The 23,612-nt window shown below is 69.0% G+C and carries 20 protein-coding genes, 2 tRNA genes and 1 pseudogene; 9 read left to right on the top strand and 14 right to left on the bottom strand.

Annotation, left to right across the window (positions count from 1 at the left end; translation table 11 throughout):
• Positions 1 to 23: 23 nt before the first annotated feature.
• From OHN19_RS21255 to pknB, 3 genes are all read left to right on the top strand, one after another.
• Positions 24 to 1,478: an FtsW/RodA/SpoVE family cell cycle protein gene (locus OHN19_RS21255; protein WP_330265718.1), complete on the top strand. Its 1,455-nt coding sequence runs from the start codon at positions 24 to 26 to the stop codon at positions 1,476 to 1,478.
• Positions 1,475 to 2,947, top strand: coding sequence for a penicillin-binding protein 2 (locus OHN19_RS21260; protein WP_330265719.1), 1,473 nt, complete (start codon positions 1,475 to 1,477; stop codon positions 2,945 to 2,947). The genes OHN19_RS21255 and OHN19_RS21260 overlap by 4 nt, the downstream gene beginning before the upstream one ends.
• 169 nt (positions 2,948 to 3,116) lie before the next feature.
• On the top strand, positions 3,117 to 5,114 hold the full coding sequence (pknB, locus tag OHN19_RS21265) for a Stk1 family PASTA domain-containing Ser/Thr kinase (RefSeq protein ID WP_330265720.1): 1,998 nt from the start codon (positions 3,117 to 3,119) through the stop codon (positions 5,112 to 5,114).
• 66 nt (positions 5,115 to 5,180) lie between these two features.
• On the opposite strand, the gene OHN19_RS21270 is transcribed toward pknB, so the two are convergent.
• From OHN19_RS21270 to OHN19_RS21295, 6 genes are read right to left on the bottom strand one after another with little or no spacing between them, the layout of a single operon-like run.
• Positions 5,181 to 5,921 carry a class E sortase gene (locus OHN19_RS21270; RefSeq protein WP_330265721.1) on the bottom strand — a complete coding sequence of 247 codons (741 nt, stop codon included), beginning with the start codon at positions 5,919 to 5,921 and terminating at the stop codon, positions 5,181 to 5,183.
• 13 nt (positions 5,922 to 5,934) lie between these two features.
• Complete coding sequence (locus tag OHN19_RS21275) at positions 5,935 to 7,008, bottom strand: class E sortase (protein WP_330265722.1); 1,074 nt, start codon at positions 7,006 to 7,008, stop codon at positions 5,935 to 5,937.
• A complete protein-coding gene (locus OHN19_RS21280) occupies positions 7,005 to 7,643 on the bottom strand; it encodes an aminodeoxychorismate/anthranilate synthase component II (RefSeq protein WP_123761915.1) in 639 nt (212 codons plus the stop codon). Before OHN19_RS21280 ends, OHN19_RS21275 begins: the two co-directional genes overlap by 4 nt.
• Positions 7,640 to 7,837, bottom strand: coding sequence for a hypothetical protein (locus OHN19_RS21285; RefSeq protein ID WP_185093296.1), 198 nt, complete (start codon positions 7,835 to 7,837; stop codon positions 7,640 to 7,642). Before OHN19_RS21285 ends, OHN19_RS21280 begins: the two co-directional genes overlap by 4 nt.
• 16 nt (positions 7,838 to 7,853) lie before the next feature.
• The gene (locus OHN19_RS21290; RefSeq protein WP_330265723.1) at positions 7,854 to 8,561 is read right to left on the bottom strand and encodes a class E sortase; all 708 of its coding nucleotides are present in this window, start codon (positions 8,559 to 8,561) and stop codon (positions 7,854 to 7,856) included.
• A gap of 18 nt (positions 8,562 to 8,579) precedes the next feature.
• A complete protein-coding gene (locus OHN19_RS21295) occupies positions 8,580 to 9,359 on the bottom strand; it encodes a DUF881 domain-containing protein (protein WP_330265724.1) in 780 nt (259 codons plus the stop codon).
• A 140-nt stretch (positions 9,360 to 9,499) separates the two neighbouring features.
• Here OHN19_RS21295 and crgA point away from each other — a divergent pair, with 140 nt between their 5' ends.
• Positions 9,500 to 9,754, top strand: coding sequence for a cell division protein CrgA (gene crgA, locus OHN19_RS21300; protein ID WP_007383302.1), 255 nt, complete (start codon positions 9,500 to 9,502; stop codon positions 9,752 to 9,754).
• A 242-nt stretch (positions 9,755 to 9,996) separates the two neighbouring features.
• On the opposite strand, the gene OHN19_RS21305 is transcribed toward crgA, so the two are convergent.
• Positions 9,997 to 10,881: a rhomboid family intramembrane serine protease gene (locus OHN19_RS21305; RefSeq protein ID WP_330265725.1), complete on the bottom strand. Its 885-nt coding sequence runs from the start codon at positions 10,879 to 10,881 to the stop codon at positions 9,997 to 9,999.
• A 177-nt stretch (positions 10,882 to 11,058) separates the two neighbouring features.
• Positions 11,059 to 11,586 carry a peptidylprolyl isomerase gene (locus OHN19_RS21310; RefSeq protein WP_330265726.1) on the bottom strand — a complete coding sequence of 176 codons (528 nt, stop codon included), beginning with the start codon at positions 11,584 to 11,586 and terminating at the stop codon, positions 11,059 to 11,061.
• Positions 11,587 to 11,829: 243 nt separating this feature from the next.
• Here OHN19_RS21310 and OHN19_RS21315 point away from each other — a divergent pair, with 243 nt between their 5' ends.
• Both OHN19_RS21315 and OHN19_RS21320 read left to right on the top strand, forming a co-directional pair.
• Positions 11,830 to 12,531, top strand: a complete 702-nt coding sequence (locus tag OHN19_RS21315) for a DUF5324 family protein (protein ID WP_330265727.1) — start codon at positions 11,830 to 11,832, stop codon at positions 12,529 to 12,531.
• 174 nt (positions 12,532 to 12,705) lie between these two features.
• Positions 12,706 to 13,767: a glycoside hydrolase family 26 protein gene (locus OHN19_RS21320; protein WP_330265728.1), complete on the top strand. Its 1,062-nt coding sequence runs from the start codon at positions 12,706 to 12,708 to the stop codon at positions 13,765 to 13,767.
• On the opposite strand, the gene OHN19_RS21325 is transcribed toward OHN19_RS21320, so the two are convergent.
• Positions 13,758 to 13,830: transfer RNA gene (locus OHN19_RS21325), tRNA-Ala, on the bottom strand. The two genes, OHN19_RS21320 and OHN19_RS21325, sit on opposite strands and share 10 nt — an antisense overlap.
• A 183-nt stretch (positions 13,831 to 14,013) precedes the next feature.
• Between OHN19_RS21325 and OHN19_RS21330 the strand changes: the two genes are divergently transcribed.
• A complete protein-coding gene (locus OHN19_RS21330) occupies positions 14,014 to 14,562 on the top strand; it encodes a helix-turn-helix domain-containing protein (protein ID WP_031036313.1) in 549 nt (182 codons plus the stop codon).
• 239 nt (positions 14,563 to 14,801) lie between these two features.
• Positions 14,802 to 15,698 (top strand): annotated as a pseudogene (locus OHN19_RS21335) (serine/threonine-protein kinase); the annotation flags it as partial.
• 1,571 nt (positions 15,699 to 17,269) lie between these two features.
• Here OHN19_RS21335 and OHN19_RS21340 read toward each other — a convergent pair.
• Entirely contained in the window at positions 17,270 to 18,676 is a 1,407-nt protein-coding gene (locus OHN19_RS21340) for a hypothetical protein (protein WP_419249531.1), read from the bottom strand.
• A gap of 328 nt (positions 18,677 to 19,004) precedes the next feature.
• Positions 19,005 to 19,133 carry a DLW-39 family protein gene (locus OHN19_RS21345; protein WP_003999697.1) on the bottom strand — a complete coding sequence of 43 codons (129 nt, stop codon included), beginning with the start codon at positions 19,131 to 19,133 and terminating at the stop codon, positions 19,005 to 19,007.
• A gap of 340 nt (positions 19,134 to 19,473) precedes the next feature.
• On the opposite strand from OHN19_RS21345, the gene OHN19_RS21350 reads away from it, so the two are divergent.
• Positions 19,474 to 19,791, top strand: a complete 318-nt coding sequence (locus OHN19_RS21350; protein WP_330265730.1) for a DUF6344 domain-containing protein — start codon at positions 19,474 to 19,476, stop codon at positions 19,789 to 19,791.
• 139 nt (positions 19,792 to 19,930) lie between these two features.
• On the opposite strand, the gene OHN19_RS21355 is transcribed toward OHN19_RS21350, so the two are convergent.
• The 3 genes from OHN19_RS21355 to gyrA form a co-directional block, all read right to left on the bottom strand.
• Positions 19,931 to 20,007, bottom strand: a tRNA-Ile gene (locus OHN19_RS21355).
• A gap of 123 nt (positions 20,008 to 20,130) precedes the next feature.
• A complete protein-coding gene (locus OHN19_RS21360) occupies positions 20,131 to 20,994 on the bottom strand; it encodes a DUF3566 domain-containing protein (protein ID WP_330265731.1) in 864 nt (287 codons plus the stop codon).
• 18 nt (positions 20,995 to 21,012) lie between these two features.
• On the bottom strand, positions 21,013 to 23,610 hold the full coding sequence (gene gyrA, locus OHN19_RS21365) for a DNA gyrase subunit A (protein ID WP_330265732.1): 2,598 nt from the start codon (positions 23,608 to 23,610) through the stop codon (positions 21,013 to 21,015).
• Between the last annotated feature and the right edge of the window lie 2 nt (positions 23,611 to 23,612).

Raw genomic sequence — 23,612 nt, forward strand, 5'->3', positions numbered from 1 at the left:
GCCGTGAGAGGCCCTGTCACACGATGAGTAGCAGTACTTCGAACACCTCGACGCACCACACGTCCACGATCGGCGCGATCGGCGCACCGAGCCGCCGCAACACCGAGCTGGCCCTGCTGGTGTTCGCCGTGCTCATCCCGGTCTTCGCGTACGCCAACGTGGGCCTGGCCATCGACGACCAGGTCCCGTCGGGACTGCTGAGCTACGGACTGGGCCTCGGCCTGCTGGCCGGCGTCGCCCACCTCGTCATCCGCAAGTTCGCGCCCTACGCGGACCCGCTGATGCTGCCGTTGGCCACCCTGCTCAACGGCCTCGGGCTCGTCGCGATCTGGCGCCTGGACCAGTCCAAGCTGCTCCAGCAGATCGGCCAGGCCGGCGGCAAGGCCACCAACCAGCTGATCTACACGGCGATGGGCATCGCCCTGTTCGCCGTCGTCCTGGTCTTCCTCAAGGACCACCGGGTCCTGCAGCGCTACACCTACATCTCCATGGTCGGCGCGCTGGTCCTGCTGCTCCTCCCGCTGGTCCCGGGCCTCGGCGCCAACATCACCTACGGCGCCAAGATCTGGATCAAGGTCGGCAGCTTCACCATCCAGCCCGGCGAGTTCGCCAAGATCGTCCTGGCGATCTTCTTCGCCGGCTACCTCATGGTGAAGCGCGACGCGCTCGCCCTCGCCAGCCGCCGCTTCATGGGCCTGTACCTGCCGCGCGGCCGCGACCTCGGTCCGATCATCGTCGTCTGGATGATGTCGATCCTCATCCTGGTGTTCGAGACCGACCTCGGTACCTCGCTGCTGTTCTTCGGAATGTTCATCATCATGCTGTACGTCGCCACCGAGCGGACCAGCTGGATCGTCTTCGGTCTGCTGATGTCCGCGGCCGGCGCCGTCGGCGTGGCCAGCTTCGAACCGCACGTGCAGACCCGCGTCCAGGCCTGGCTCAACCCGATGCGCGAGTACACGCTGAGCCGCACCCCGAACGGCGACGGCATGGTTCACTCCGAGCAGGCCATGCAGGCCCTGTGGGCCTTCGGCTCCGGCGGCACCCTCGGCACCGGCTGGGGGCAGGGCCACTCCGAGCTGATCCGCTTCGCCGCCAACTCCGACTTCATCCTCGCCACCTTCGGCGAGGAACTCGGCCTGGCCGGCCTCATGGCGATCCTGCTGATCTACGGCCTGATCGTGGAGCGCGGCGTGCGCACCGCCCTCGCCGCCCGCGACCCCTTCGGCAAGCTCCTCGCGATCGGCCTGTCCGGCGCCTTCGCGCTCCAGGTCTTCGTGGTGGCCGGCGGTGTCATGGGCCTGATCCCGCTGACCGGTATGACGATGCCCTTCCTCGCGTACGGCGGTTCCTCCGTCATCGCCAACTGGGCCCTGATCGGCATCCTGATCAGAATCAGCGACACCGCACGCCGCCCGGCGCCCGCCCCCGCCCCGAACCCCGACGCCGAGATGACCCAGGTGGTCCGCCCGTCATGAACAAGCCCCTGCGCCGGATCGCGATCTTCTGCGGCCTCCTGGTCCTCGCCCTGCTCATCCGCGACAACTGGCTCCAGTACGTCAAGGCCGACGCGCTCCGGGAGGACCCCGACAACCGCCGGGTGCTGATCGCGCGGTACGCCACACCCCGCGGCGACATCATCGTCGACGGCAAGTCCATCACCGGGCACGCCGAGACCACCTCCGGCGACTTCAAGTACAAGCGCACCTACAAGGACGGCGCCATGTGGGCGCCGGTCACCGGCTTCGTCTCGCAGTCCTACGGCGCCACCCAGCTGGAGTCCATCGAGGACGGCATCCTCACCGGCAACGACGACCGGCTGTTCTTCCGCAACACCCTCGACATGCTCACCGGCAAGCCGAAGGAGGGCGGCAACGTCGTCACCACCCTCAGCGCCGCCGCCCAGAAGGCCGCCTACGACGGTCTGAAGAAGCAGGGCGGCAAGGGTGCCGTCGCCGCCATCGAGCCCTCCACCGGCAAGATCCTGGCGCTCGCCACCTACCCGTCGTACGACCCCTCCACGATCGCCGGCGGCAGCGACGCCGACGCCGAGGCCTGGAAGAAGCTCGACAAGAAGAACAACCCCGACGACCCGTCGCTCAACCGGGCGCTGCGCGAGGTCTACCCGCCCGGCTCCACCTTCAAGGTCGTCACCGCGGCGGCCGCCCTGGAGAACGGCCTGTACACGGAGGCGGACGAGAAGACCAAGTCGCCGCTGCCGTGGACCATGCCGGGCACCACGACCCAGCTGAAGAACGAGGGCAACATCCCCTGCGAGAACGCCACCATGCGGGTCGCCCTCCAGTTCTCCTGCAACACCGTCTTCGGCAAGATCGGCTCCGACCTCGGCAACGAGAAGATGCTGGAAGAGGCCAAGAAGTTCGGCTTCGACGAGCAGCAGTTCGTCCCCGTGCGCTCCAGCGCCTCGGTCTTCTCCGACGACATGAACCCCTCGGAGACCGCGCTGTCCTCGATCGGCCAGTTCAACACGGCCGCGACCCCGCTCCAGATGGCCATGGTCGCCTCGGCCGTCGCCAACAACGGCACCCTCATGAAGCCGTACATGGTCGACTCCCTCCAGGCCCCGAACCTCGACACCCTCGAGAAGACGGAGCCGGAGAAGATGAGCGAGCCGCTGTCCCCGGAGAACGCCCAGATCCTCCAGTCGATGATGGAGACGGTCGTCAAGGACGGCACTGGCAAGACCGCGCAGATCCAGGGCGTCACCGTCGGCGGCAAGACCGGTACCGCGCAGCACGGCGAGAACAACAGCAAGAACCCGTACGCCTGGTTCATCTCGTACGCCAAGGTCGGCGACAGCGCGCCCGTCGCCGTCGCCGTGGTCGTCCAGGACGACAACGCGGTCCGCGAGAACATCTCCGGCAGCGGTCTCGCGGCGCCCATCGCCAAGAGCGTCATGGAGGCGGTCATCAAGTCCAAGAAGTGACCCCGATCACGTCACCTCCACATCGATGCACGTTGCGATACCGGTCCTGTATCGGGTGACGCACTTGGCCAGGTCACACAAAGCTAGCCGGGTACGGTAGGCCCGGAGTGCAGCCTCCGACGGCACACACGTGCCGGTCGGGACCGACGGAGAGGGCTGGTAGGAAGCTATGGAAGAGCCGCGTCGCCTCGGCGGCCGGTACGAGCTGGGCCAGGTGCTCGGCCGTGGTGGCATGGCGGAGGTCTACCTCGCCATGGACACGCGCCTCGGCCGCACGGTGGCGGTGAAGACGCTGCGCGCGGACCTCGCGCGCGACCCGTCCTTCCAGGCCCGGTTCCGCCGGGAGGCCCAGTCGGCCGCCTCGCTCAACCATCCCGCGATCGTGGCGGTCTACGACACGGGCGAGGACTACATCGACGGGGTCTCGATCCCGTACATCGTCATGGAGTACGTCGACGGCTCCACGCTCCGCGAGCTGCTGCACTCCGGCCGCAAGCTGCTGCCGGAGCGCTCCCTGGAGATGACCATCGGCATCCTCCAGGCGCTGGAGTACTCGCACCGCAGCGGGATCGTCCACCGGGACATCAAGCCGGCCAACGTGATGCTCACGCGCAACGGCCAGGTCAAGGTCATGGACTTCGGCATCGCCCGCGCCATGGGCGACTCCGGCATGACGATGACCCAGACCTCCGCCGTGATCGGCACCGCCCAGTACCTCTCCCCGGAGCAGGCCAAGGGCGAGCAGGTCGACGCGCGGTCCGACCTCTACTCCACCGGCTGTCTCCTGTACGAGCTGCTGACGGTACGGCCGCCCTTCGTGGGCGACTCCCCGGTGGCCGTCGCCTACCAGCACGTGCGCGAGGAGGCCCAGCCGCCGTCGGTCTTCGACCCCGAGATCACGCCCGAGATGGACGCGATCGTGCTGCGGGCCCTGGTCAAGGACCCCAACTACCGCTACCAGTCGGCCGACGAGATGCGCGTCGACATCGAGGCCTGCCTCGACGGCCAGCCGGTCGCAGCCACCGCGGCGATGGGCTCGGTGGGCTACGGCGGCTACCCCGACGACCAGCCGACCACGGCCCTGCGCTCCGACGCGGGCGCCACCACCATGCTGCCGCCGATGAACCCGGACGACGCGGGTTACGGCTACGACGACCGCCCCGACCGGCGCCGCCAGAAGAAGTCGAACACCTCGACGATCCTGCTGGTGGTGGCCGGCATCCTGGTGCTCGTCGGCGCGATCCTGATCGGCAAGTGGATCTTCAGCGGCGGTGGGGCGGGCAACGACACCGTGCCGGTGCCGAACCTCGTCAACCAGTCTCAGGAAGACGCGACCAGACAGCTGACCAACATCGACCTGAAGGTCGGCCAGATCACGCAGAAGGCCTGTGAGGACGCGGCCAAGGGCAACATCTGCGAGCAGAACCCGACAGCCGGCACCAAGGTCGACAAGAACACCGCCGTCGACATCGTGGTGTCCACGGGGGCGCCGAAGGTGGCCGTCCCCAGTGTCCTCGGTCAGGACGTCGACGAGGCCACGCAGACGCTTGAGGGCGACAAGTACGGGTTCGTCGTCAAGACCAAGCAGGAGGAGTCGGCCGAGGAACCGGGCACGGTCCTGAGTCAGGACCCGAAACTGGGCGCGGAGGTGGAGAAGGGCTCCACCATCACCCTCACCATCGCCAAGGCCGAGGAGAAGTCCACGGTCCCGGACGTCACGGGCCAGTCCTGTGACGACGCCAAGGCACAGATGCAGGCGAACAACCTCGTCGGCAACTGCACCCAGGTGGAAACCGAGGACACCAACCAGATCAACAAGGTCATCGCGACCTCGCCGCAGGCCGGCACCCAGGTCGACAAGAACTCGTCGGTCAACATCCAGATCGGCAAGCCGGCGGACAAGACCGAGGTCCCGGACGTCAGGGGCCGCACGGTCGCGCAGGCCCGCCAGATCCTCAACGCCGCCGGCTTCACGAACATCCAGTTCGCCAACGGCAGCGACCAGAGCGACACCGCAGTGGTGGCCCAGCAGGACCCGGGCGGCGGCAACGAGGTCAACGACCCCGGCCAGACCCAGATCACGCTGGCCACGGTGAGCGTCGGAGGCGGCAACAACAACGGCGGCAACAATGGCGGCGGAGGCTTCTTCGGAGGCGGAAACGGCTAGCCGCAGGGCACTGAACGCAAGAGCCCCGGCCCTCATTGAGGGGGCCGGGGCTCTTGCGTTCAGTGGTTACCGCAGTTCCTTCGGCAGCGTCCGCTCGCTGTCCACCTTCTCCGTGCGGACCAGTTCCCCCCACACCACGTACCGGTACCGCGACGTGTAGACCGGCGTGCACGTCGTCAGCGTGATGTAGTGGCCGGCCTTCTTCTTGCCGGACTCCTTGGGGATCTGGCCGAGAACCTTGACGTTGTACTTCGAGGTCTCGGACAGGACGGCGTAGACCTTGTAGACGTACCACTCGTCCTTGGTCTCGAAGACGACCGGGTCGCCCTTCTTGAGCTTGTCGATGTTGTGGAACTTCGCCCCGTGACCGTCGCGGTGGGCGGCGAGGGAGAAGTTGCCGGTCTTGCCGCTGGTGGGAAGCGTGGCCTTGACGGGGTCGGTGTAGTAGCCGGCCACACCGTCGTTGAGGATCTTCGTCGAGGTGCCCTTCTCGACCAGGACCTCGCCGTTCTTCATCGCGGGCACGTGCAGGAAGCCGATGCCGTTCTTGGTGTCCAGCGCGCCCGGCCCGGTGTCCCGGCCCTCCATCCAGCTGTCCCGCACCTTGTCGGCCTGTTTGTCGGCCTGCCGGTCGGCGACGACATTCGTCCACCACAGCGAGTACACGACGAACAGACCGAGCACCAGGCCCGCCGTGATGAGGAGTTCACCGAAGACACTCACCGCCATGGCGATCCGCCCGGGGCCACGGCGGCGTGGCGCGGACGTGCCGGAGTGCTGCTCTTGCTGCTCGGTGGTCGCTGCCACTAGTCATCTGCCCTTACTGGACGAGCGCATCCGGCTTGCCCTTGCTGCGCGGCCGTTCCTCGACCATCTTGCCCCAGACGATCAACCGGTACTTGCTGGTGAACTCCGGCGTGCAGGTGGTGAGGGTGATGTACCGGCCGGCCGTGGTGAAACCGGAACCCTTCGGGATGGGGTCGATCACGCTCGTGTTGCTCGGAGAGGTCACCGGAAGCGTCGAGGTCATCTTGTAGACGTAGTACTCGTCCTGCGTCTCCACGATGATCGCGTCACCCGGGCTGAGCTTGTTGATGTAACGGAAGGGCTCGCCATGCGTGTTGCGGTGCCCGGCGAGCGCGAAGTTCCCGGTCTTGGCGTCGGGCATCGCGGTCTTCAGGGCGCCCTCGCCGTAGTGCCCGACCATGCCCTTGTCGAGCACCTTCTTGTTGCTGACGCCCTCGGCGATCGGCACGACCACGTCCAGCTTGGGGATGTGCAGCAGTGCGAAGCCCTGCCCCGGCTCGAAGGTGCCCGGGGCGCCCTTGCCGCTCGCCCAGTCGTTCTGGAGGCTGCTCGCCTCCTTGTCGGCCGCCGCGTGCGCCCGGACGTTGGTCCACCACAGCTGGTAGCTGACGAACAGCAGCATCAGCACGCCGGTGGTGATGAACACCTCACCGATGGCCCGGCTCGCGACGACCGCCGCGCCCGGTTTGCGCGCCTTCGCCTGCCGACGGGCCTCCACCCGCGAGAGCGGCTTCCCGTCCGGTGCCTCCTGCTCCGGCTGCGACTCGGGGGCGGCGGCGCCACCATGACGCCCGTGACGGCGTTTGGCGGCCTTTCTGCGGGCCGCCCGCCCGCCCTGTGGGGATCCAGTGGCGGATGTGACGGAAGAGGCCGCAGAAGCGGATATGGAGGGCGGCAGCGGATCCGGTATCCGCAACGCCACCGTCTCGTCGTCGGCCGGCGGCACATACGGCACCGACGCCCCGTCAGAAGGCCTCACCTCATAGGGCTCGGCCCCATAGGCGCCGCCCCCGTAGGCATCACCGCCGTAGGACTCGTACGACTCGTCGCCGTACAAGTCCTCGCGCTCGGGGCGCAGCGCCGTCACGCCGTGGCCCTGCCCACCACCGGGGCGAGCCCCGCCGACCTCGCCACCGCGCCCTGGTCCCCGCACTCCACCAGCCAGTTGGCCAGCATCAGGTGCCCGTGCTCCGTCAGCACCGACTCGGGGTGGAACTGCACGCCCTCGACCGGGAGTTCACGGTGCCGCAGCCCCATGACGATCCCGTCCCGCGTCCGCGCGGTGACCTCCAGCTCGGCCGGCACCGTCGCCGGCTCGGCCGCCAGCGAGTGGTACCGGGTCGCCGTGAAGGGCGTCGGCAGCCCGGCGAAGACCCCGCGCCCCTCGTGCTCGACCAGGGACGTCTTGCCGTGCAGCAGCTCGGGTGCGCGGTCCACGACACCGCCGTACGCCACCTGCATCGACTGCATGCCCAGACAGACACCGAAGACGGGCACCCCGGTGGCCGCGCAGTGCCGCACCATCTCGATGCAGACGCCGGCCTCCTCGGGCGTCCCCGGGCCCGGCGACAGCAGCACCCCGTCGAAGCCGTCCTGGGCGTGCGCCGTCGACACCTCGTCGTTGCGCAGCACCTCGCACTCGGCGCCCAGCTGGTACAGGTACTGGACCAGGTTGAAGACGAAACTGTCGTAGTTGTCGACGACGAGAATGCGCGCGCTCACTGGTTGTCCACCGTCACATCGTTGAAGGGCAGCAGCGGTTCGGCCCACGGGAAGACGTACTGGAACAGGACGTAGACCACAGCAACGACCAGCACGAGTGAGAGCAGCGCCTTCACCCATGCGTTCCCCGGCAGATGCCGCCAGATCCAGCCGTACATGCCGTCCCTTCCGTCGCACCACGGCACCACACTCACGCCGTACCGCACCAGACTAACGGCGCAGCGCAACAGGCTTGCCGTCCTCCACAGGCTGTGTGGAGTCCAGATGAGCCCACACGATCAGCCGGTGACTGTGTCCCCACTCCGGATCGCACGTGGTCAGCGTGAGATAGCGGCCGGGCCGCGTGTACCCCGAAGTACGTGGCACAGGATCGATCACCTCAATGTCCGTGGGAACGGTTTTGTAAGGCCCTTTGTCGATCCGATACGTGAACCAGGTCGTCCCGTCCGTCAGCACGACCGCGTCCCCCCGCCGCAGCTCCGGGAAGTCCTTGAACGGATCGCCGTACGTCCGCCGGTGCCCCGCGACCGAGAAGTTGCCCTCCTGCCCGAGTTGCGCGGTGTTCGCGTAATGCCCGAGCCCCTTCTTCAGGGTGCCGACCGCGGTGCCCTCCAGCACGGGCTTGTTCCACGTGAAACCAAGCCGCGGGATGTACATGATCGCGAAAGGCCGGCCACTCCGGTACGGCGCGGGCTCGGCCGGAGACGCGGACGCACCGGGAGACGCGGAGGCACCGGCCGCCCCCTCCGGCTGCCGCACCGTCCCCTTGGACCACTGGCTCTGCAGCTGGTCGATCTGGTCGTCCATGACGGTGTCCGCCTTCACACCGGTCCAGAACAGCACATAGACGACGAACAACACGATCAGGGCACCGGCAGTGATGCACAGCTCGCTGACGGTCCTGACGACGACTCGCACCGGCAGCTCCCCCGGGACCTACTCCACTGGCTTGGCGTACTGCAGATCCACTGTGCCCGAGTAGCCGGGAAGAGTCACCGTGCCGTCATCGGCGACATTCCAGCCAAGGCCGTAGACGTTGACGTAGACCATGTAGTTCTGGATCGCCTTCGAATCCGCGAGCGCCTGCTTCAGCTTCCCCGGATCACCCACCGCCTGGATCTTGTACGGCGGTGAGTAGACCCGGCCCTGAAGGATCAGGGTGTTGCCGACACAGCGCACCGCACTGGTGGAGATCAGCCGCTGGTCCATGACCTTGATCCCCTTCGCGCCGCCCTTCCACAGGGCGTTGACCACGGCCTGGAGGTCCTGCTGGTGGATGACCAGGTAGTCCGGCTGCGGCTCGGGATAGCCGGGGAGCTTGGCGGTGGCGTTCGGCGGGGCGTCGTCGAGCGTGACCGTGACCGCCTTGCCCTTGATCTTCTGGGTGCCCGCCCTGTCCTCCAGAGCCGCGAGCTTGTCGTCCTCGGCCTTGGTGCTGCCGTCGTCACGCTCGGCCAGCGACTCGACGTCCCGGCGCAGCGAGCCGTTCGCCTCGTCGAGCTCGCCGTTCTTGTGACTGCGCTCCTGGATGAGATCCGAGAGCTTCAGCATCGAGGCGTCCGTACGGATGTCCGTACCCTTGGCCGTGTTGAAACTCGTGAAGAAGATGAGGCCCGCGAGAGCGAAGACGCCCACCGTGAGCACTCTCACCGGCCGGAAACCCCGACCCCGGACAGGGCTGGATCCGGACTGGGGGGAGTCGGCAGAATTGCTCAACGTACCCTTATCTCCTTCGGCGCCGCGGAAGCACTACGCTAACGGACGCCCGGGGGAGCGCTCAGTGTCCCCTTGTACGCTGCCCGGAGCCCGACCAGTTACCTGCGCGGCCACGCAGCGCATCGACAGGAGAGACCCTCGTGCCGAAGTCACGTATCCGCAAGAAGGCCGACTACACGCCGCCCCCGGCGAAGCAGGCGACCGCCATCAAGCTGAACAGCCGCGCCTGGGTCGCCCCCGTGATGCTGGCCATGTTCCTCATCGGGCTTGCCTGGATCGTCGTCTTCTATGTGACCGACGGCTCGCTGCCCATCGACGCTCTGGACAACTGGAACATCGTGGTGGGCTTCGGCTTCATCGCCGCCGGATTCGCCGTCTCCACCCAGTGGAAGTAGCTCTGCCCACGGGTATCCGCTGAGTTATCCACAGCCTGTAGCAATTTCCACAGGGCCTGGGGAAAAGACTACGATCTGTGGATAACTCATCGGGCGTTGACGCCGGTGCGACCATCACACCAGCCCCCGCAAGCCTGTTCGCCCCCTGCCTGACCTGCACAAACACGGGTCGGCGACAGGGGGCACAGCTGTTCCCGCACTGTATGCACAAGATCCGCCACTCGCTGTGGACAAAGGCCTGCTCAGGTCAGCTGTGCGGTCCGGATCACGGTCATGACCACGACGACCAGCAGGACCAGCGCACAGGTGCCGTACTGCACCAGAGCCCGCCGCTCGCGTGGCGCGTGGATCATGCCGTAGCCCGTGATGAGCCCGGCGACGAGACCGCCGATGTGGGCCTGCCAGGAGATGCTGCTCCAGCCGAAGGTGAAGATCAGGTTGATCACCAGGAGCGCGATGATCGGCCGCAGGTCGTAGTTGAGCCGCCGCATCAGGACGGCGGTGGCGCCGAAGAGACCGAAGATGGCTCCCGAGGCGCCGAGTGTCTGGGTGGCCGGGCCGGCCAGCAGGTAGGCGAGGGCACTGCCGGTGAGCCCGGAGACGAAGTAGACGGCGAGGTACCGGGCGCGGCCGAGGGCGGCTTCGAGGGGGCCGCCGAGCCACCACAGGCTCAGCATGTTGAAGCCGATGTGCCAGATCTCCTGGTGCGCGAACATCGAGGTCAGCAGGCGGTAGTACTGCCCGTCCGCGACTCCCTCGTCGACCTGGAAGGGGGGCGGCGGATAGGCGCCGATGAGGCTGAGGTCCGTCGCCAGGGAGGCGTTGGCCTGGATGGCGATGAACACCGCGAGGTTGATCCCGATGAGGATCTTGGTGAACAGCCGGGGGTCGGCGGTGACGCTGCCGCCGGCGATGGTGCGGGGCCTGGCCGCGGCCGGGGCGGGTCCGCTGCCGCCGCCGTCGCGTACGCACTCCGGGCACTGGAAGCCGACGGAGGCGCTGACCATGCACTCGGGGCAGATGGGGCGCTCGCAGCGGGTGCAGCGGATGCCGGTCTCGCGGTCCGGGTGCCGGTAGCAGCCGGGCAGGCTGTGGGCCTGCGGTGAACTGCCCGCCTCCTGGTTCATGACATCCCCTAAGTCGCCCTGAGTCGTCGTGGCACGTGCGCCGCCCCGCTCATCCTTACGGTTGAGCGGGGCGTTTGGTTCCCTTCGCGCGGGTTCCGCTGGTTCTCGCGGCGCGGTGTCCGCTGCTTCCTGCGGCGCGATGTCCGCGGGATCCTGCGCGTGGGCGGCGGCGCGGCCTCAGCGGGTCTCGACCACGACCGACTCGATGACGACGTCGTTGACCGGCCGGTCGTTGGGGCGGCTGGTCTTGACGCCGGCGATGGCGTCGACGACCTTCTGGCTGGCCGGGTCGGTGACCTCGCCGAAGATGGTGTGCTTGCGGTTCAGCCAGGCCGTCGGGGAGACGGTGATGAAGAACTGCGAGCCGTTGGTGCCCGGGCCGGCGTTGGCCATGGCGAGCAGGTAGGGCTTGTTGAAGCCGAGGTCGGGGTGGAACTCGTCCTCGAACTCGTAGCCGGGGCCGCCGATGCCGGTGCCCAGCGGGTCGCCGCCCTGGATCATGAAGCCGCTGATGACACGGTGGAAGATCGTGCCGTCGTAGAGGCGCTTGGTGGACTTCTCGCCGGTGCCGGGGTGGGTCCACTCGCGCTCGCCCTGGGCGAGTTCGACGAAGTTCTTGACGGTCTTCGGGGCATGGTTCGGCAGGAGCCGGACTTCGATGTCGCCGTGGTTCGTCTTGAGGGTGGCGTAAAGCTGCTCGGCCACGATCTGCCTTCCGTTGACTTGTTGTGCCCCACCGATCCTCGCACGGATCCGGCCGAGGAGGGTCCGGGCGGGGGCGCGGGGCGGCGATCCGTGGCATTGTCGTCGACAAGCTCCTGTTGCCACGTATTCATCCGCTATTGATCCGGATAGCCCGCCCTCAGGTGCCGGGCTGCACTCCGGCAGGCATGATCCGTAAAAGGGTGGAAAGTCGAATTACCGTACGCCACCGAGGAGGAGGATCCCGTGACCCGCATCGACAGCGTGCGCGCCGCGACCGGCTCGGCGAAGGACAGCGTGCTGCACGCCGCGGAAGTGGTGGCGCCCTACGCCGACACGGCCAAGGACAAGGCTTCGCAGTACGCGACCGAGGCGCGTGTACGACTCGCGCCGAAGGTCTCCCAGGCCGCCGAGCAGGCTCGTGTCCAGTACGGCGCCCACGTCGCGCCACGCCTGGAGCAGGCCCGTACGCATGTTCCGCCGAAGGTCGACCAGGCCGCCCACGAGGCAGCCGTACGCACCCGCAAGGCGGCCCGTCAGGCCGCTGACTACTCCCGTCCGAAGATCGAGCTGGCCGTCGCCGCGGCCGGTCCGGTCGCCGGGGAGGCCACGGCACGGAGCGCGGCCGCACTGGCCGCTCTGCGCGGCCAGGTCTCGCCCAAGGAGGTTCAGAAGCTGGTCCGCAAGCACGAACGGCGGGCTCGCGCAGGACGGCTCGCCAAGGCGTTGGCGGTCGCGGGCCTGGTGGCGGGGGGCGCGTTCGCCGCGTGGAAGTGGTGGGACAAGCAGGCCAACCCGGACTGGCTGGTCGAGCCCCCCGCCGCGACCGAGGTGCCCGAGTCCGGCCGGCTGACGTCCGTGGACGGCACCGGTCAGTCCGACCTGGACCCGGAGGTCCAGGCCAAGGAGGCCGAGGAGGACGCGGCGAAGCACGACGAAGGGCGCTGACGCCGTCTGGACGGCGTGTACCAGGGGTGGGGCGGATAGGTTTCCGCCCCACCGCCATGTTCACCCGACGGGGTGGCCGGACCGGTGGGGTGGTGCTCGGGTGCGCCACAGTCGCGGGGACATGTCTCTTGACCGTCCTGTGGCGGTCTCCTGACCGGATGGACCGCCGCCGTCATGATGCCCTCGCGCCGCGGGCTGCTCGCCCTGGCCGCCGTACTGCTGCTGGTGGCGTCGGCCTGCACCGCGCGCACCCCGGCCCCTGAGACCCCCTCCTCCGCCGTGTACGGCGCCTATGTCGGCTACGAGCCCTCCGACACGGCCCGTCTGAGAGCGTTCGGCAGCTGGCTGGGCGGGCCGGCGCCCCGCGTGGGCCACGTGTATCTGCCCGGTGACCGCTGGAGCAACATCGAGGGCGCCCCGGGCTATCTGGAGTCCTGGGCGGCCTGGCGGCGGGCCGACGCCCGGCGGATGTTCGTCCTGAACGTGCCGATGCTGGAACGCACCGAGGCCCACCTGCCCGACAGCACGGTGGTGGCGGAACTCCGGCGCGGGGCGAGTGGCGCCTACGACGGCCATTTCCGTGCCCTGGCCCGCAGGCTCACGGCTCTCGGTGTCCCGGACACGGTCGTGGTCCTCGGCTGGGAGATGAACGGCACCACCTACACCCACCGCTGCGCCCCGGACCCGGCCGCCTGGAAGGCGTACTGGGCGAGGATCGTGCGCGCGATGCGTTCGGTGCCCGGTCAGCGCTTCCGCTTCGAGTTCACGCCCACCCGGGGCCGCGACGCCATCCCGTGGCCGCGCTGCTATCCGGGCGACCAGGTCGTCGACATCATCGGTATGGACGCCTACGACGCCCCACGCGGTCTGAGTTTCTCCGGCCAGCTCGACGAGCCGTACGGTCTGCGCGCCCATGTCCGCTTCGCCCGCGCCCACCGCAAGCCGTTCTCGTACCAGGAATGGGGCCTGTACGAGAACGGCGACAACCCGGCGTACATGCGCGGCATGCTCACCTGGTTCGCCGAGCAGCGCCCCTTGTACCAGTCGATCAGCGACTATTGCCCGCACGGCGTGTGGGGCTGCCGCTCGCATCCGAAGTCGGCGGCGGTGTACCGGGGGTTGATGGCGCCGACGAGTCGTAGGGCGTGGAGGCGGGCGTCGGGCCGGTCGCCCGTACGCAAATCCCCTCCGCCCGCGTTGCCGCAGGTCGGAGGGGATTTTGGAAGTGGAGCCTAGGGGAGTCGAACCCCTGACATCTGCCATGCAAAGACAGCGCTCTACCAACTGAGCTAAGGCCCCGGGATGAGGGACGTCCGCCGGAAGAACCGCTTACCGGTGGCGCCGCAGACCAGAGTACCGGGTCATCCCGGGTATTCCGCAAAAAGATTGGGGGTCCCCGCGAACGACCACTCTCCGTAAGATGCTCGGCGTGGTTCGCTGTCGCGAACCACGGTTCTTTGGGGAAGCGATGGGGAGACGCACATGGACGCCGCACAGCAGGAAGCGACCGCAAGAGCGCGGGAGCTTCAGCGGAACTGGTACGGGGAGCCGCTGGGGGCGCTCTTTCGTAAGCTCATAGACGACCTCGGCCTCAACCAGGCTCGTCTCGCGGGGGTACTGGGACTGTCCGCGCCGATGCTGTCCCAGCTGATGAGCGGTCAGCGGGCGAAGATCGGCAATCCTGCGGTGGTCCAGCGGGTGCAGTTGCTCCAGGACCTGGCGGGGCAGGTCGCCGACGGCAGCGTGAGCGCCGCCGAGGCGACCGAGCGGATGGACGAGATCAAGAAGTCGCAGGGGGGCTCGGTGCTCAGCAACACCACGACCACGACCAGCAGTTCGGGTGCGCCGACGGTCAAGCGGGTCGTCCGCGAGATCCAGTCGCTGCTGCGCTCGGTGGCCGCCGCCGGAGACATCATCGACGCGGCCGACACTCTCGCCCCGACCCACCCGGAGCTGGCAGAGTTCCTCCGGGTCTACGGCGCCGGCCGCACCTCCGACGCCGTCACGCACTACCAGTCCCACCAGAACTGAGCCGCCCGCCCGGCCGCCGAAGGGGGTTCGGCAGCCGGGCGGGGGGCCGTTGGAGTAGGACGGAGGAGCGCGAGGGGGTCGCGCTCCTCACCGGGGATGGCACACGGGGGTGTGTCAGCCGCCGAGGAGACGAGGAACACGGGGCCGTATCTCTCATCCGGGAGGCCACGAGGGGGTCGTATCGCTCATCAGGGGGGAAGCAACGGGGGTAACCGCAGGGGGAGGAGCGACGCGCAGTCATGGGTGAGGTGTTCGCCGGCCGGTACGAACTGGCCGACCCGATCGGACGCGGAGGCGTCGGCGCTGTCTGGCGTGCCTGGGACCACCGGCGCCGCCGCTATGTGGCCGCGAAGGTGTTGCTGCAGAGCGACGCGCACTCCCTGCTGCGCTTCGTCCGCGAACAGGCTTTGCGGATCGACCACCCCCATGTCCTCGCGCCCGCCAGCTGGGCCGCCGACGACGACAAGGTCCTGTTCACAATGGACCTGGTCTCCGGCGGTTCGCTGGTCCACCTGATCGGGGACTACGGCCCGCTGCCGCCCTCGTTCGTCTGCACCCTGCTCGACCAGCTCCTCGCGGGGCTGGCCGCGGTCCACGCGGAGGACGTCGTCCACCGGGACATCAAGCCCGCCAACATCCTGCTCGAGGCGACCGGTACCGGGCGCCCCCGGCTGCGCCTGTCCGACTTCGGCATCGCGATGCGGCTGGGCGAGCCGCGGCTGACCGAGACCAACCTCGTCGTGGGGACGCCGGGCTATCTCGCCCCCGAGCAGATGATGGGCGCGGAACCGGACTTTCCGGCCGACCTGTTCGCCGTCGGCCTGGTCGCGCTGTACCTCCTCGAGGGCGCCAAGCCCGACGCCAAGGCGCTCATCCAGTACTTCGCCGCCCACGGGACGCCGAGCGCACCCCAGAGCGTCCCTGCCCCTCTCTGGCAGGTCGTGGCCTCCCTCCTCCAACCGGACCCGCAGGCCCGCTTCCGCACCGCCACGGGGGCCCGCAAAGCCCTCGCCGCCGCCCGAGAACTCCTCCCGGAGCCGGGCCCCGAAGACGAGTCGATCGAGATCTTCGACCAACTCGGCCCCCTGCCACCGGGGTTCGGCCCGGAGGGCCCCCTGAAACGAGCCCCAGGAGTGGATCCGAGAAGGACTCACCACGGGGGGACCGGGGCGGAGGGAGGAACGCGGTTCCGGGCGGGAGACGGGGGTGCGGGGGCGGTAGGGCGCGCGGGATCGGTCGGCGGCGAGGCTGCGCCCGCGAGCGGGGGGCCATCCGAGAACTGGGCGGCGCCTGGAGCTGGAGCGTCTTACGGAAGCGGGCTGTCCTCTGGAGGCGCGGGGGTGCCCTGGAGCGGGAGACCGCCTGAGAGCCGGCCGCCGTCCGCCGGCGAGCCGCGCTCCGGAGGTGGGGCGCCCTCCGAGGGTGAGGGGGCGCGCGGGGGCAGGGGGCCGTCCGAGAGCTGGTCGCCGTCCGCCGGCGACTCGCCATCCAGGGGTGGAGTGCCCTCCGGAACGGGGAAGCCGCCCGAGAACTGGGCGGCGCCTGGAGGCAGGGCTGGTTCCGGAGGCGGTCGGCAGAACGGGGTGTTTTCCGGGGGTGATGGAGGAAGCGCTGGGGCTTTCGGCGCAGGTGGAAGGGAGGGGGCCGCCGCCTGGCCCGGTTACGTTGCTGGTGCTGATTCTGGCGGTGCGGTCGATGGGGCCGCTCCCTGGCCCAGCCACCCGCACGGGTCCGCTTCCCGGCCCGGAGAGTCGGACGGGGCGGCCTCCTGGTTCGGGGACGGCAACGGTGTGTCCCCGCAGCCTCCTGGGGCAGCGGCCGGCACCTCCTCGTGGCCCGGCGACGGAAATGTGCCCGCCCCCTTCCGACCCGACGGGACGGGCGGGGCCGCCTCCCGGTCCGCCGCGCGAGGCGACGCGTCGGGGCACGACGAGGGGCGAGCGAACCCGGGGTCCTGGCCCGAGCAAAGCACCCCGCCCTCCTGGCCCGGCGAAACGAACCCACCACCCCCTCCAGGTGCCGGGCCCTCCACCCCAGGCGCCAACACCCCGGCCGCCCCTCCGAGCAGCCACGCGGAAGCCGGCCACCCACAAACCGGCGCGCCCTCCCCAACTCACGAGCCAGGCACAGGTACCGGGGCCTACTGGTCCGCCCCCCGCATCCCACCCGCTCCCGCAGGGCCGCCCTCGACGTCGGAACCCGGCAGCTTCCCTCTGCTGCCACCACTCCATCCACAGCACCAGGAACACCGACACCAACCCCGCCCACAAGCGCAGGCCCACTCCGCCTACGCCTTCCCCCACGACCCGACGCCCCCCACTCACGTCCTGCCCTCCCCCCAGCACCAGCCCCGCGCTGATGCCTCTACTGCTTCGTACACCGCTCAGACCCCGCAGGTTCCGCCTCCCGCTCGGGCAATTTCCCGCGCACGCCGAAGCGGCCCACCCGCCAAGGTGGCGATCCCCCTCCTGCTTCTGGCCCTGGCCTGCTACGCAGTCGGTTTCTGGGCCCTCACCCAGATCTGAGAACCGTCAACGCCGGAGACAGCCCGGCAGCCCAACCCCGGACGGGCCGACGTCACACGCAGGGATCGGTCAGCGCCACACGTACCGAACGGCCGCATCTGATCCACCCGTGCTTCGGCATCACCTGCGACGGCGAGCCACCCCCAAGTCGGAAAGGCGCGCCCTCCGTCTCCGCCTCCGCCTCACACCCCCGCAGCCCGCCGCCGCCCCACCACAACCCACACCCCGAGAACCACCAACACCAAGGTCCCCGCCCCGATCCCCCCGAAGGCCACCGCCTTCATCCCGGCGCCCCCGCCACCACTGGCGCCACCGTCCCCGGCGCCCGCGACCACCCCGTCCCCCGACGACGAGCCAAGCCCACCAAGACCCGCCTGGAAAAGCCCCGCCGGCTCGGACTCCCCCGCATAGCCCGGCCCACCCCCGGCCTCTCCCTTCACCCGCACCCGCAACGTCAGCCCGAACGGCCCGTCTCCGAACTCCTCGCCGACCCGCGCAGCGAGATGCACCACGAGGTAATACGCCCCGGCGAACCGCATCCCGCTCACCCGCCCGGAAACGGCGTACCGGTTGTCGTACCCCACCGGCGGTACGGCGGCGAGCGCACCGGACCTCCGGCTGCCGCTGTAACTGATGCTGGTGTCGTCGACGAGGCCGCGCACGGGGTTGTACAGCGCCAGATTCACAGCCCCCGGCACCAGGCCGTTCCCGCTCCCCCCGCTCGCTCCACCCGCGCTCGCACTGCCGAGCTCGGCGGTGGCGTACACCTGCTGACCCCAGCCGACCGGCACCCTGTAGAACAGCGTCTGTCCGGGCCGTACGTCATCCCGCCAGACCCCCTGCTCCAGCGCGGTCGCCGAGCCGAACCCCCCACCGCCCCGCACCTGCACGGCCCCGCCGACGGGAGGCGAGGGCGTGGCGGAGTCCCAGGATTCGGGCGCGCTGCTCGGCCCGGCCTGCCGGAGCCGCGGTTCCAGCACGGGCGCCAGCTCCAGGTCCCAGTCGCCCGGCACGGACTCGGTGCGCAGCACCCGCTCGACGGCGACGTAGTACGTCCCGGCGCCCTGGCACAGCGACCGCTTCGACGGGAGCGCCCGGGCGCCCCACGCGGTGAGGGGGCGCGGACTGCGACCGGCGCCGATGGTGGCGGTGTCCGGCGCGGAGCAGGCACGGCCGTCGGCGTCCTGCACGGTCACTCTGACGCCTTCCGTCGCGGCGACGGGGACGTCCGCCGGGGGAACGGCGGTAGCGGCGACGTACACGGTCGATGTGCCGTCGAGGTCGAGGCGGTAGTAGACCTTGCCCTCACTCGGGAGCGAACTCCGGTACGTCGTGCCGGGTTCGAGGAGTTCGGCGGCCCCGGTGCTCACCGTGCCCGTGACCGGCGGGGCGCCTGCCACGAAGGCGTACGAGGAGGCCGTAGCGGAGGAAGAGGGAGAAGAAGACAGAGAGACGGAGGAAGAGGGGGAGGGGGACTGGACGGGGGCGCCTGGGGCGGCGAGGACCGGAGCTCCGGGCGCCCCGGCCACGGCGCCCAACACCGCCCCTACGACGGCCACCCGCCACCACGCCCCACGCCGCCGCCCCATCCCGCGCCACCCCTCCGTGCCTGCGCCCGAGCTCCACTGACCGGCCCAGCGATCGCCTTTGCGACCTGCCGACCGGCAAACCAGCCGACCTGCTGACCCGCCGACCAGCCGACCTGCTGACCCGCCGACGAACCGCCCTGCCGCCCCACCGACCGACCGCAGCCCATCCTGCCCCGCAGCGCCGCCCCCCACCCCCGCAATCCGCACGCCCGTCCGAAAGGCCCCGGCAACCGTCCTCGGCCTCCGCAGGAGCCGCCCCCGCCCCCGGACAACACAAAACCCCGACCGCAACCACGGCCGGGGTCTGCTCAGAATCGAATCTCGGTACTCACGAACCCGTGGGCACGGAGTCAGTCGCCTCCGTCCACAGATCCTGCTCGGCGCGATCCGCCTGGATCTGGCGGTACACGAGGAGCCCGCCGATGGCGGCCAGTGCGACCAGGAGAAGCTTCTTCACCGCGCGACCTCGTCTTTCGTTGACGTAGGGGACCTCTGGCGCCCGACTATACACACCGACCGATACCGATCGGTGACCTGCGTCCGGGGCCTCAACTCCCGCCCGGGACAGCTCAGTAGAAGCGGAGCATGCACCTCCGATCAGAGGGTGATCACATCTCCACGCAGGGTCACTTCGGCACCCCTCGCCCTCATTCTTCTATTTTTCGACCACCTTGCACCCATCCGTGTGGTGTTCATCTGAAGATCGACGCGCCACAGGCTCCGGTCCGTGATTTCGCGGCCCCCATACACATCATGAGGAAAGTACGCAAATCGCCCCAGCCCGAAAGTGAGGGACCATGGCCCAGAACAAGGTCATGAACCTGTGGACCGCCGTCATCACCGCCTTCCTCGCGCTGTTCACGGCGCTCGGACTCATCACCACGACCGCCGCCGCGGCCGTACCGCAGACCCAGCCGGCCCGCAACAGCGCCATGGCGCACCCGGAGGCCCCGGCGGTGTCCCACGGGCTCTGGTCCTACGTCAAAGCCCTGCCGCCCACGATGAAGCAGCGCATCCGCGCCGAGGCCCACGGCAAGACCCCCAGCTGCCGCCACCGCTCCCCCGCGGACACGGAAGCCGGGACGGAATCGCTCGAGCCGGCTGACTGTGTCTGACACCACGGTCGTACACCACGGTCCGTACCCGTACACCGCGGTCGTAGAGCACCCGTACAGCCCGTCGTAAGTGCCGTACCGAAGTGCACCCCCAAACGCCGAAGACCCCCAACCGGAACCGGCTGAAGGTCTTCGAGTCTGGTGGGGCTAACAGGATTTGAACCTGTGGCCTCATCCTTATCAGGGATGCGCTCTAACCAACTGAGCTATAGCCCCGCCGCGCTCTGCGGGGTGTGTCCCGCGCGCTGACTCCTGAAGATTAGCGCACGACGTGGGCAGTCCCAAAATCGGTTCCTTCAGGACCGCCCCCACAGGTTTGAAGCCAGGTTTGAAGCCGGGTTACTCGTCCTCGGCCAGCGTCAGCTCGACGCCGCCGACGAAGCCCGCGGAGAGGTTGTAGATGAACGCGCCGAGGGTCGCGAGAGCCGTCGCCAGGACGACGTCGATGACCGCGATGATCGACGTGAACATCAGGACGTTCGGCAGGGAGAGAAATGCCTGGAGGTCGAAGCCGTTCGACTCGTTCGAACCGGTCGCCTCGGAGATCGTCCCGCCGACCGTCGAGAAGACGCCCATCGCGTCCATGACCATCCAGAGCACGGCGGCCGCGACGATCGTGCAGATGCCGAGTGCGATGGAGAGCAGGAAGCTGACTTTCATGACGGACCACGGGTCGGCCTTGGCCACCCGCAGACGTGCTTTGCGCGTACGGGGCACGGTGCGCGCCCCCGTCCGCGGGCGCCGTACGGCACCGGCCGGGGTGGCCTGTGTCGGGTAGGCCTGCGGCGGGTGGTACGGGCCGGGCTGCTGCTGCGGCTGCCGTTCCCCCGGCAGCGGAGAAGGTGAAGGCTGTGCCGCGGGCTGGGGCTGCGGCTGGGCCGCCGCCTTGGGCGGTGCGGCGGGCGCCGTCGGCTGGGCCGGCGGCTGGGTGTCCGTCACAGGTCCCCCCTGGGATCCATGAGTCTCGGGCGAGCGCGACTGGGTCGCGGGCGGCTTGATCGCCTTGAGTTGAGTCGTGTGCGTATCCGTCGGGTGCTGTTCCGCCGGACGCGGAGCCGTGCCACGCGTGTCCGTACCGCGCGCATCCGTCCCCCGCGCGTCTGCCGCACGCGCGGCAGAGCCACGGCCGCCGCCGTCCGCCTCCGTGCCGGGGGAGGACCCCCTAGAGGTTCCGGTCGATCCGGCGCCCGTGGCTCCGCTCACGATGACTCACTCCTCGTGCTACTCGGCCGAGGGCGACTCACCCTCGTCCGTGCCGATGGTCTCGGCGGCACCCTCGGCGGTCTCGTCGTCGGCCACATCGCCGTCGACCTCCTCCGCCTCGCGTCCCGCCTCGGCGTTACGAGCGATGCCGACCACGGCATCGCGCTTGCCCAGGTTGATCAGTTGGACGCCCATGGTGTCACGGCCCGTCTCCCTGACCTCGTTGACTCGCGTACGAATCACACCGCCGGACAGCGTGATGGCGAGGATCTCGTCGGTCTCCTCGACCACCAGCGCGCCCACGAGCGATCCGCGGTCCTCCACGATCTTGGCAGCCTTGATACCGAGGCCGCCGCGACCCTGGACGCGGTACTCGTCGACGGCGGTCCGCTTCGCATACCCGCCGTCCGTAGCAGTGAACACGAACGTACCGGGTCGAACAACATTCATCGAGAGCAGCTCGTCGCCCTCGCGGAAGCTCATGCCCTTGACACCCGAGGTGGCGCGGCCCATGGGACGCAGCGTGTCGTCCGAGGCCGTGAACCTGATCGACTGTGCCTTCTTGCTGATCAGAAGCAGATCGTCGTCCGCCGATACGAGTTCGGCGCCGATCAGTTCGTCGTCCGAACCGTCCTCGCGCTCCCGCAGGTTGATGGCGATGACGCCTCCGGAACGCGGAGAGTCGTAATCCTTCAGTGACGTCTTCTTGACCAGACCCGCCTTGGTGGCGAGCACCAGGTAGGGCGCGGCGTCGTAGTCGCGGATCGCGAGGATCTCGGCGATCGCCTCGTCCGGCTGGAAGGCCAGCAGGTTGGCGACGTGCTGGCCGCGCGCGTCCCGGCCGGCGTCCGGCAGTTCGTACGCCTTCGCCCGGTACACGCGGCCCTTGTTGGTGAAGAACAGCAGCCAGTGGTGCGTGGTGGACACGAAGAAGTGGTCGACGATGTCGTCTTCCTTGAGCTTCGTGCCGCGCACGCCCTTGCCGCCGCGCTTCTGGGCGCGGTAGTCGACGGTCTTGGTGCGCTTGACGTAACCGCCGCGCGAGACCGTGACGACGATGTCCTCCTCGGCGATGAGGTCCTCGATGGACATGTCGCCGTCGTAGGGCACCAGCATGGTCTTGCGGTCGTCGCCGTACTTCTCGACGATCGCGGCGAGTTCGGCGCTCACGATGCCGCGCTGGCGGACCGGCGAGGCCAGGATCTCGTTGTACTCGGTGATCTTCGCCTGGAGTTCGTCGTGCTCCTGGATGATCTTCTGGCGCTCCAGGGCGGCGAGGCGGCGCAGCTGCATCTCGAGGATGGCGTTGGCCTGGATCTCGTCGATCTGGAGGAGGTCCATCAAGCCCGTACGCGCGATGTCGACCGTGTCGCTGGCCCGGATCAGGGCGATGACCTCGTCGATGGCGTCCAGGGCCTTCAGGAGGCCGCGCAGGATGTGCGCCCGCTCCTCGGCCTTGCGCAGCCTGAAGCGCGTACGGCGGACGATGACCTCGATCTGGTGCGCCACCCAGTGCCGGATGAACGCGTCCAGGGAGAGGGTCCTCGGCACGCCGTCGACGAGCGCCAGCATGTTGGCGCCGAAGTTCGACTGGAGATCCGTGTGCTTGTAGAGGTTGTTCAGCACGACCTTGGCGACCGCGTCCCGCTTGAGCACGATCACGAGCCGCTGGCCGGTGCGCGACGAGGTCTCGTCCCGGACGTCCGCGATGCCGCCGACCTTGGCGTCCTTCACCAGGTCGGCGATCTTCTGCGCGAGGTTGTCGGGGTTGGTCTGGTACGGCAGTTCCGTGACCACCAGGCACTGGCGGTTCTGGATCTCCTCGACCTCCACCACCGCGCGCATGGTGATCGAGCCACGACCGGTGCGGTACGCCTCCTCGATGCCCTTGCGGCCGACGACGAGCGCGCCGGTCGGGAAGTCGGGGCCCTTGATGCGCTCCATGAGCGCGTCCAGGAGCTCCTCGTGGGAGGCCTCCGGGTTCTCCAGGTACCACTGGGCGCCGGCCGCGACCTCGCGCAGGTTGTGCGGCGGGATGTTGGTGGCCATGCCGACCGCGATACCGGCGGAGCCGTTGATCAGCAGGTTCGGGAAACGGGCCGGCAGGACGGTCGGCTCCTGGGAGCGGCCGTCGTAGTTGTCCGTGAAGTCGACGGTCTCCTCGTCGATGTCACGGACCATCTCCATCGACAGCGGCGCCATCTTGCACTCGGTGTACCGCATGGCGGCCGCGGGGTCGTTGCCCGGGGAGCCGAAGTTGCCGTTGGAGTCCACCAGCGGCATCCGCATCGACCACGGCTGGGCGAGGCGCACCAGGGCGTCGTAGATCGAGGAGTCGCCGTGCGGGTGGTAGTTGCCCATGACGTCGCCGACCACGCGCGCGCACTTGTAGAAGCCGCGCTCGGGGCGGTAGCCGCCGTCGTACATCGCGTACAGGACGCGGCGGTGGACGGGCTTGAGACCGTCCCGGACGTCCGGCAGCGCACGGGACACGATGACGGACATCGCGTAGTCCAGGTACGAACGCTGCATCTCCGTCTCGAGCCCGACGGGCTCGACACGCTGGGCGATGACGCCGCCCTCTTCAGAGGTGACGGGCGTGTTCTCGTCGGTCATTG

This window comes from Streptomyces griseorubiginosus (assembly GCF_036345115.1).
Classification (GTDB): domain Bacteria; phylum Actinomycetota; class Actinomycetes; order Streptomycetales; family Streptomycetaceae; genus Streptomyces; species Streptomyces griseorubiginosus_C.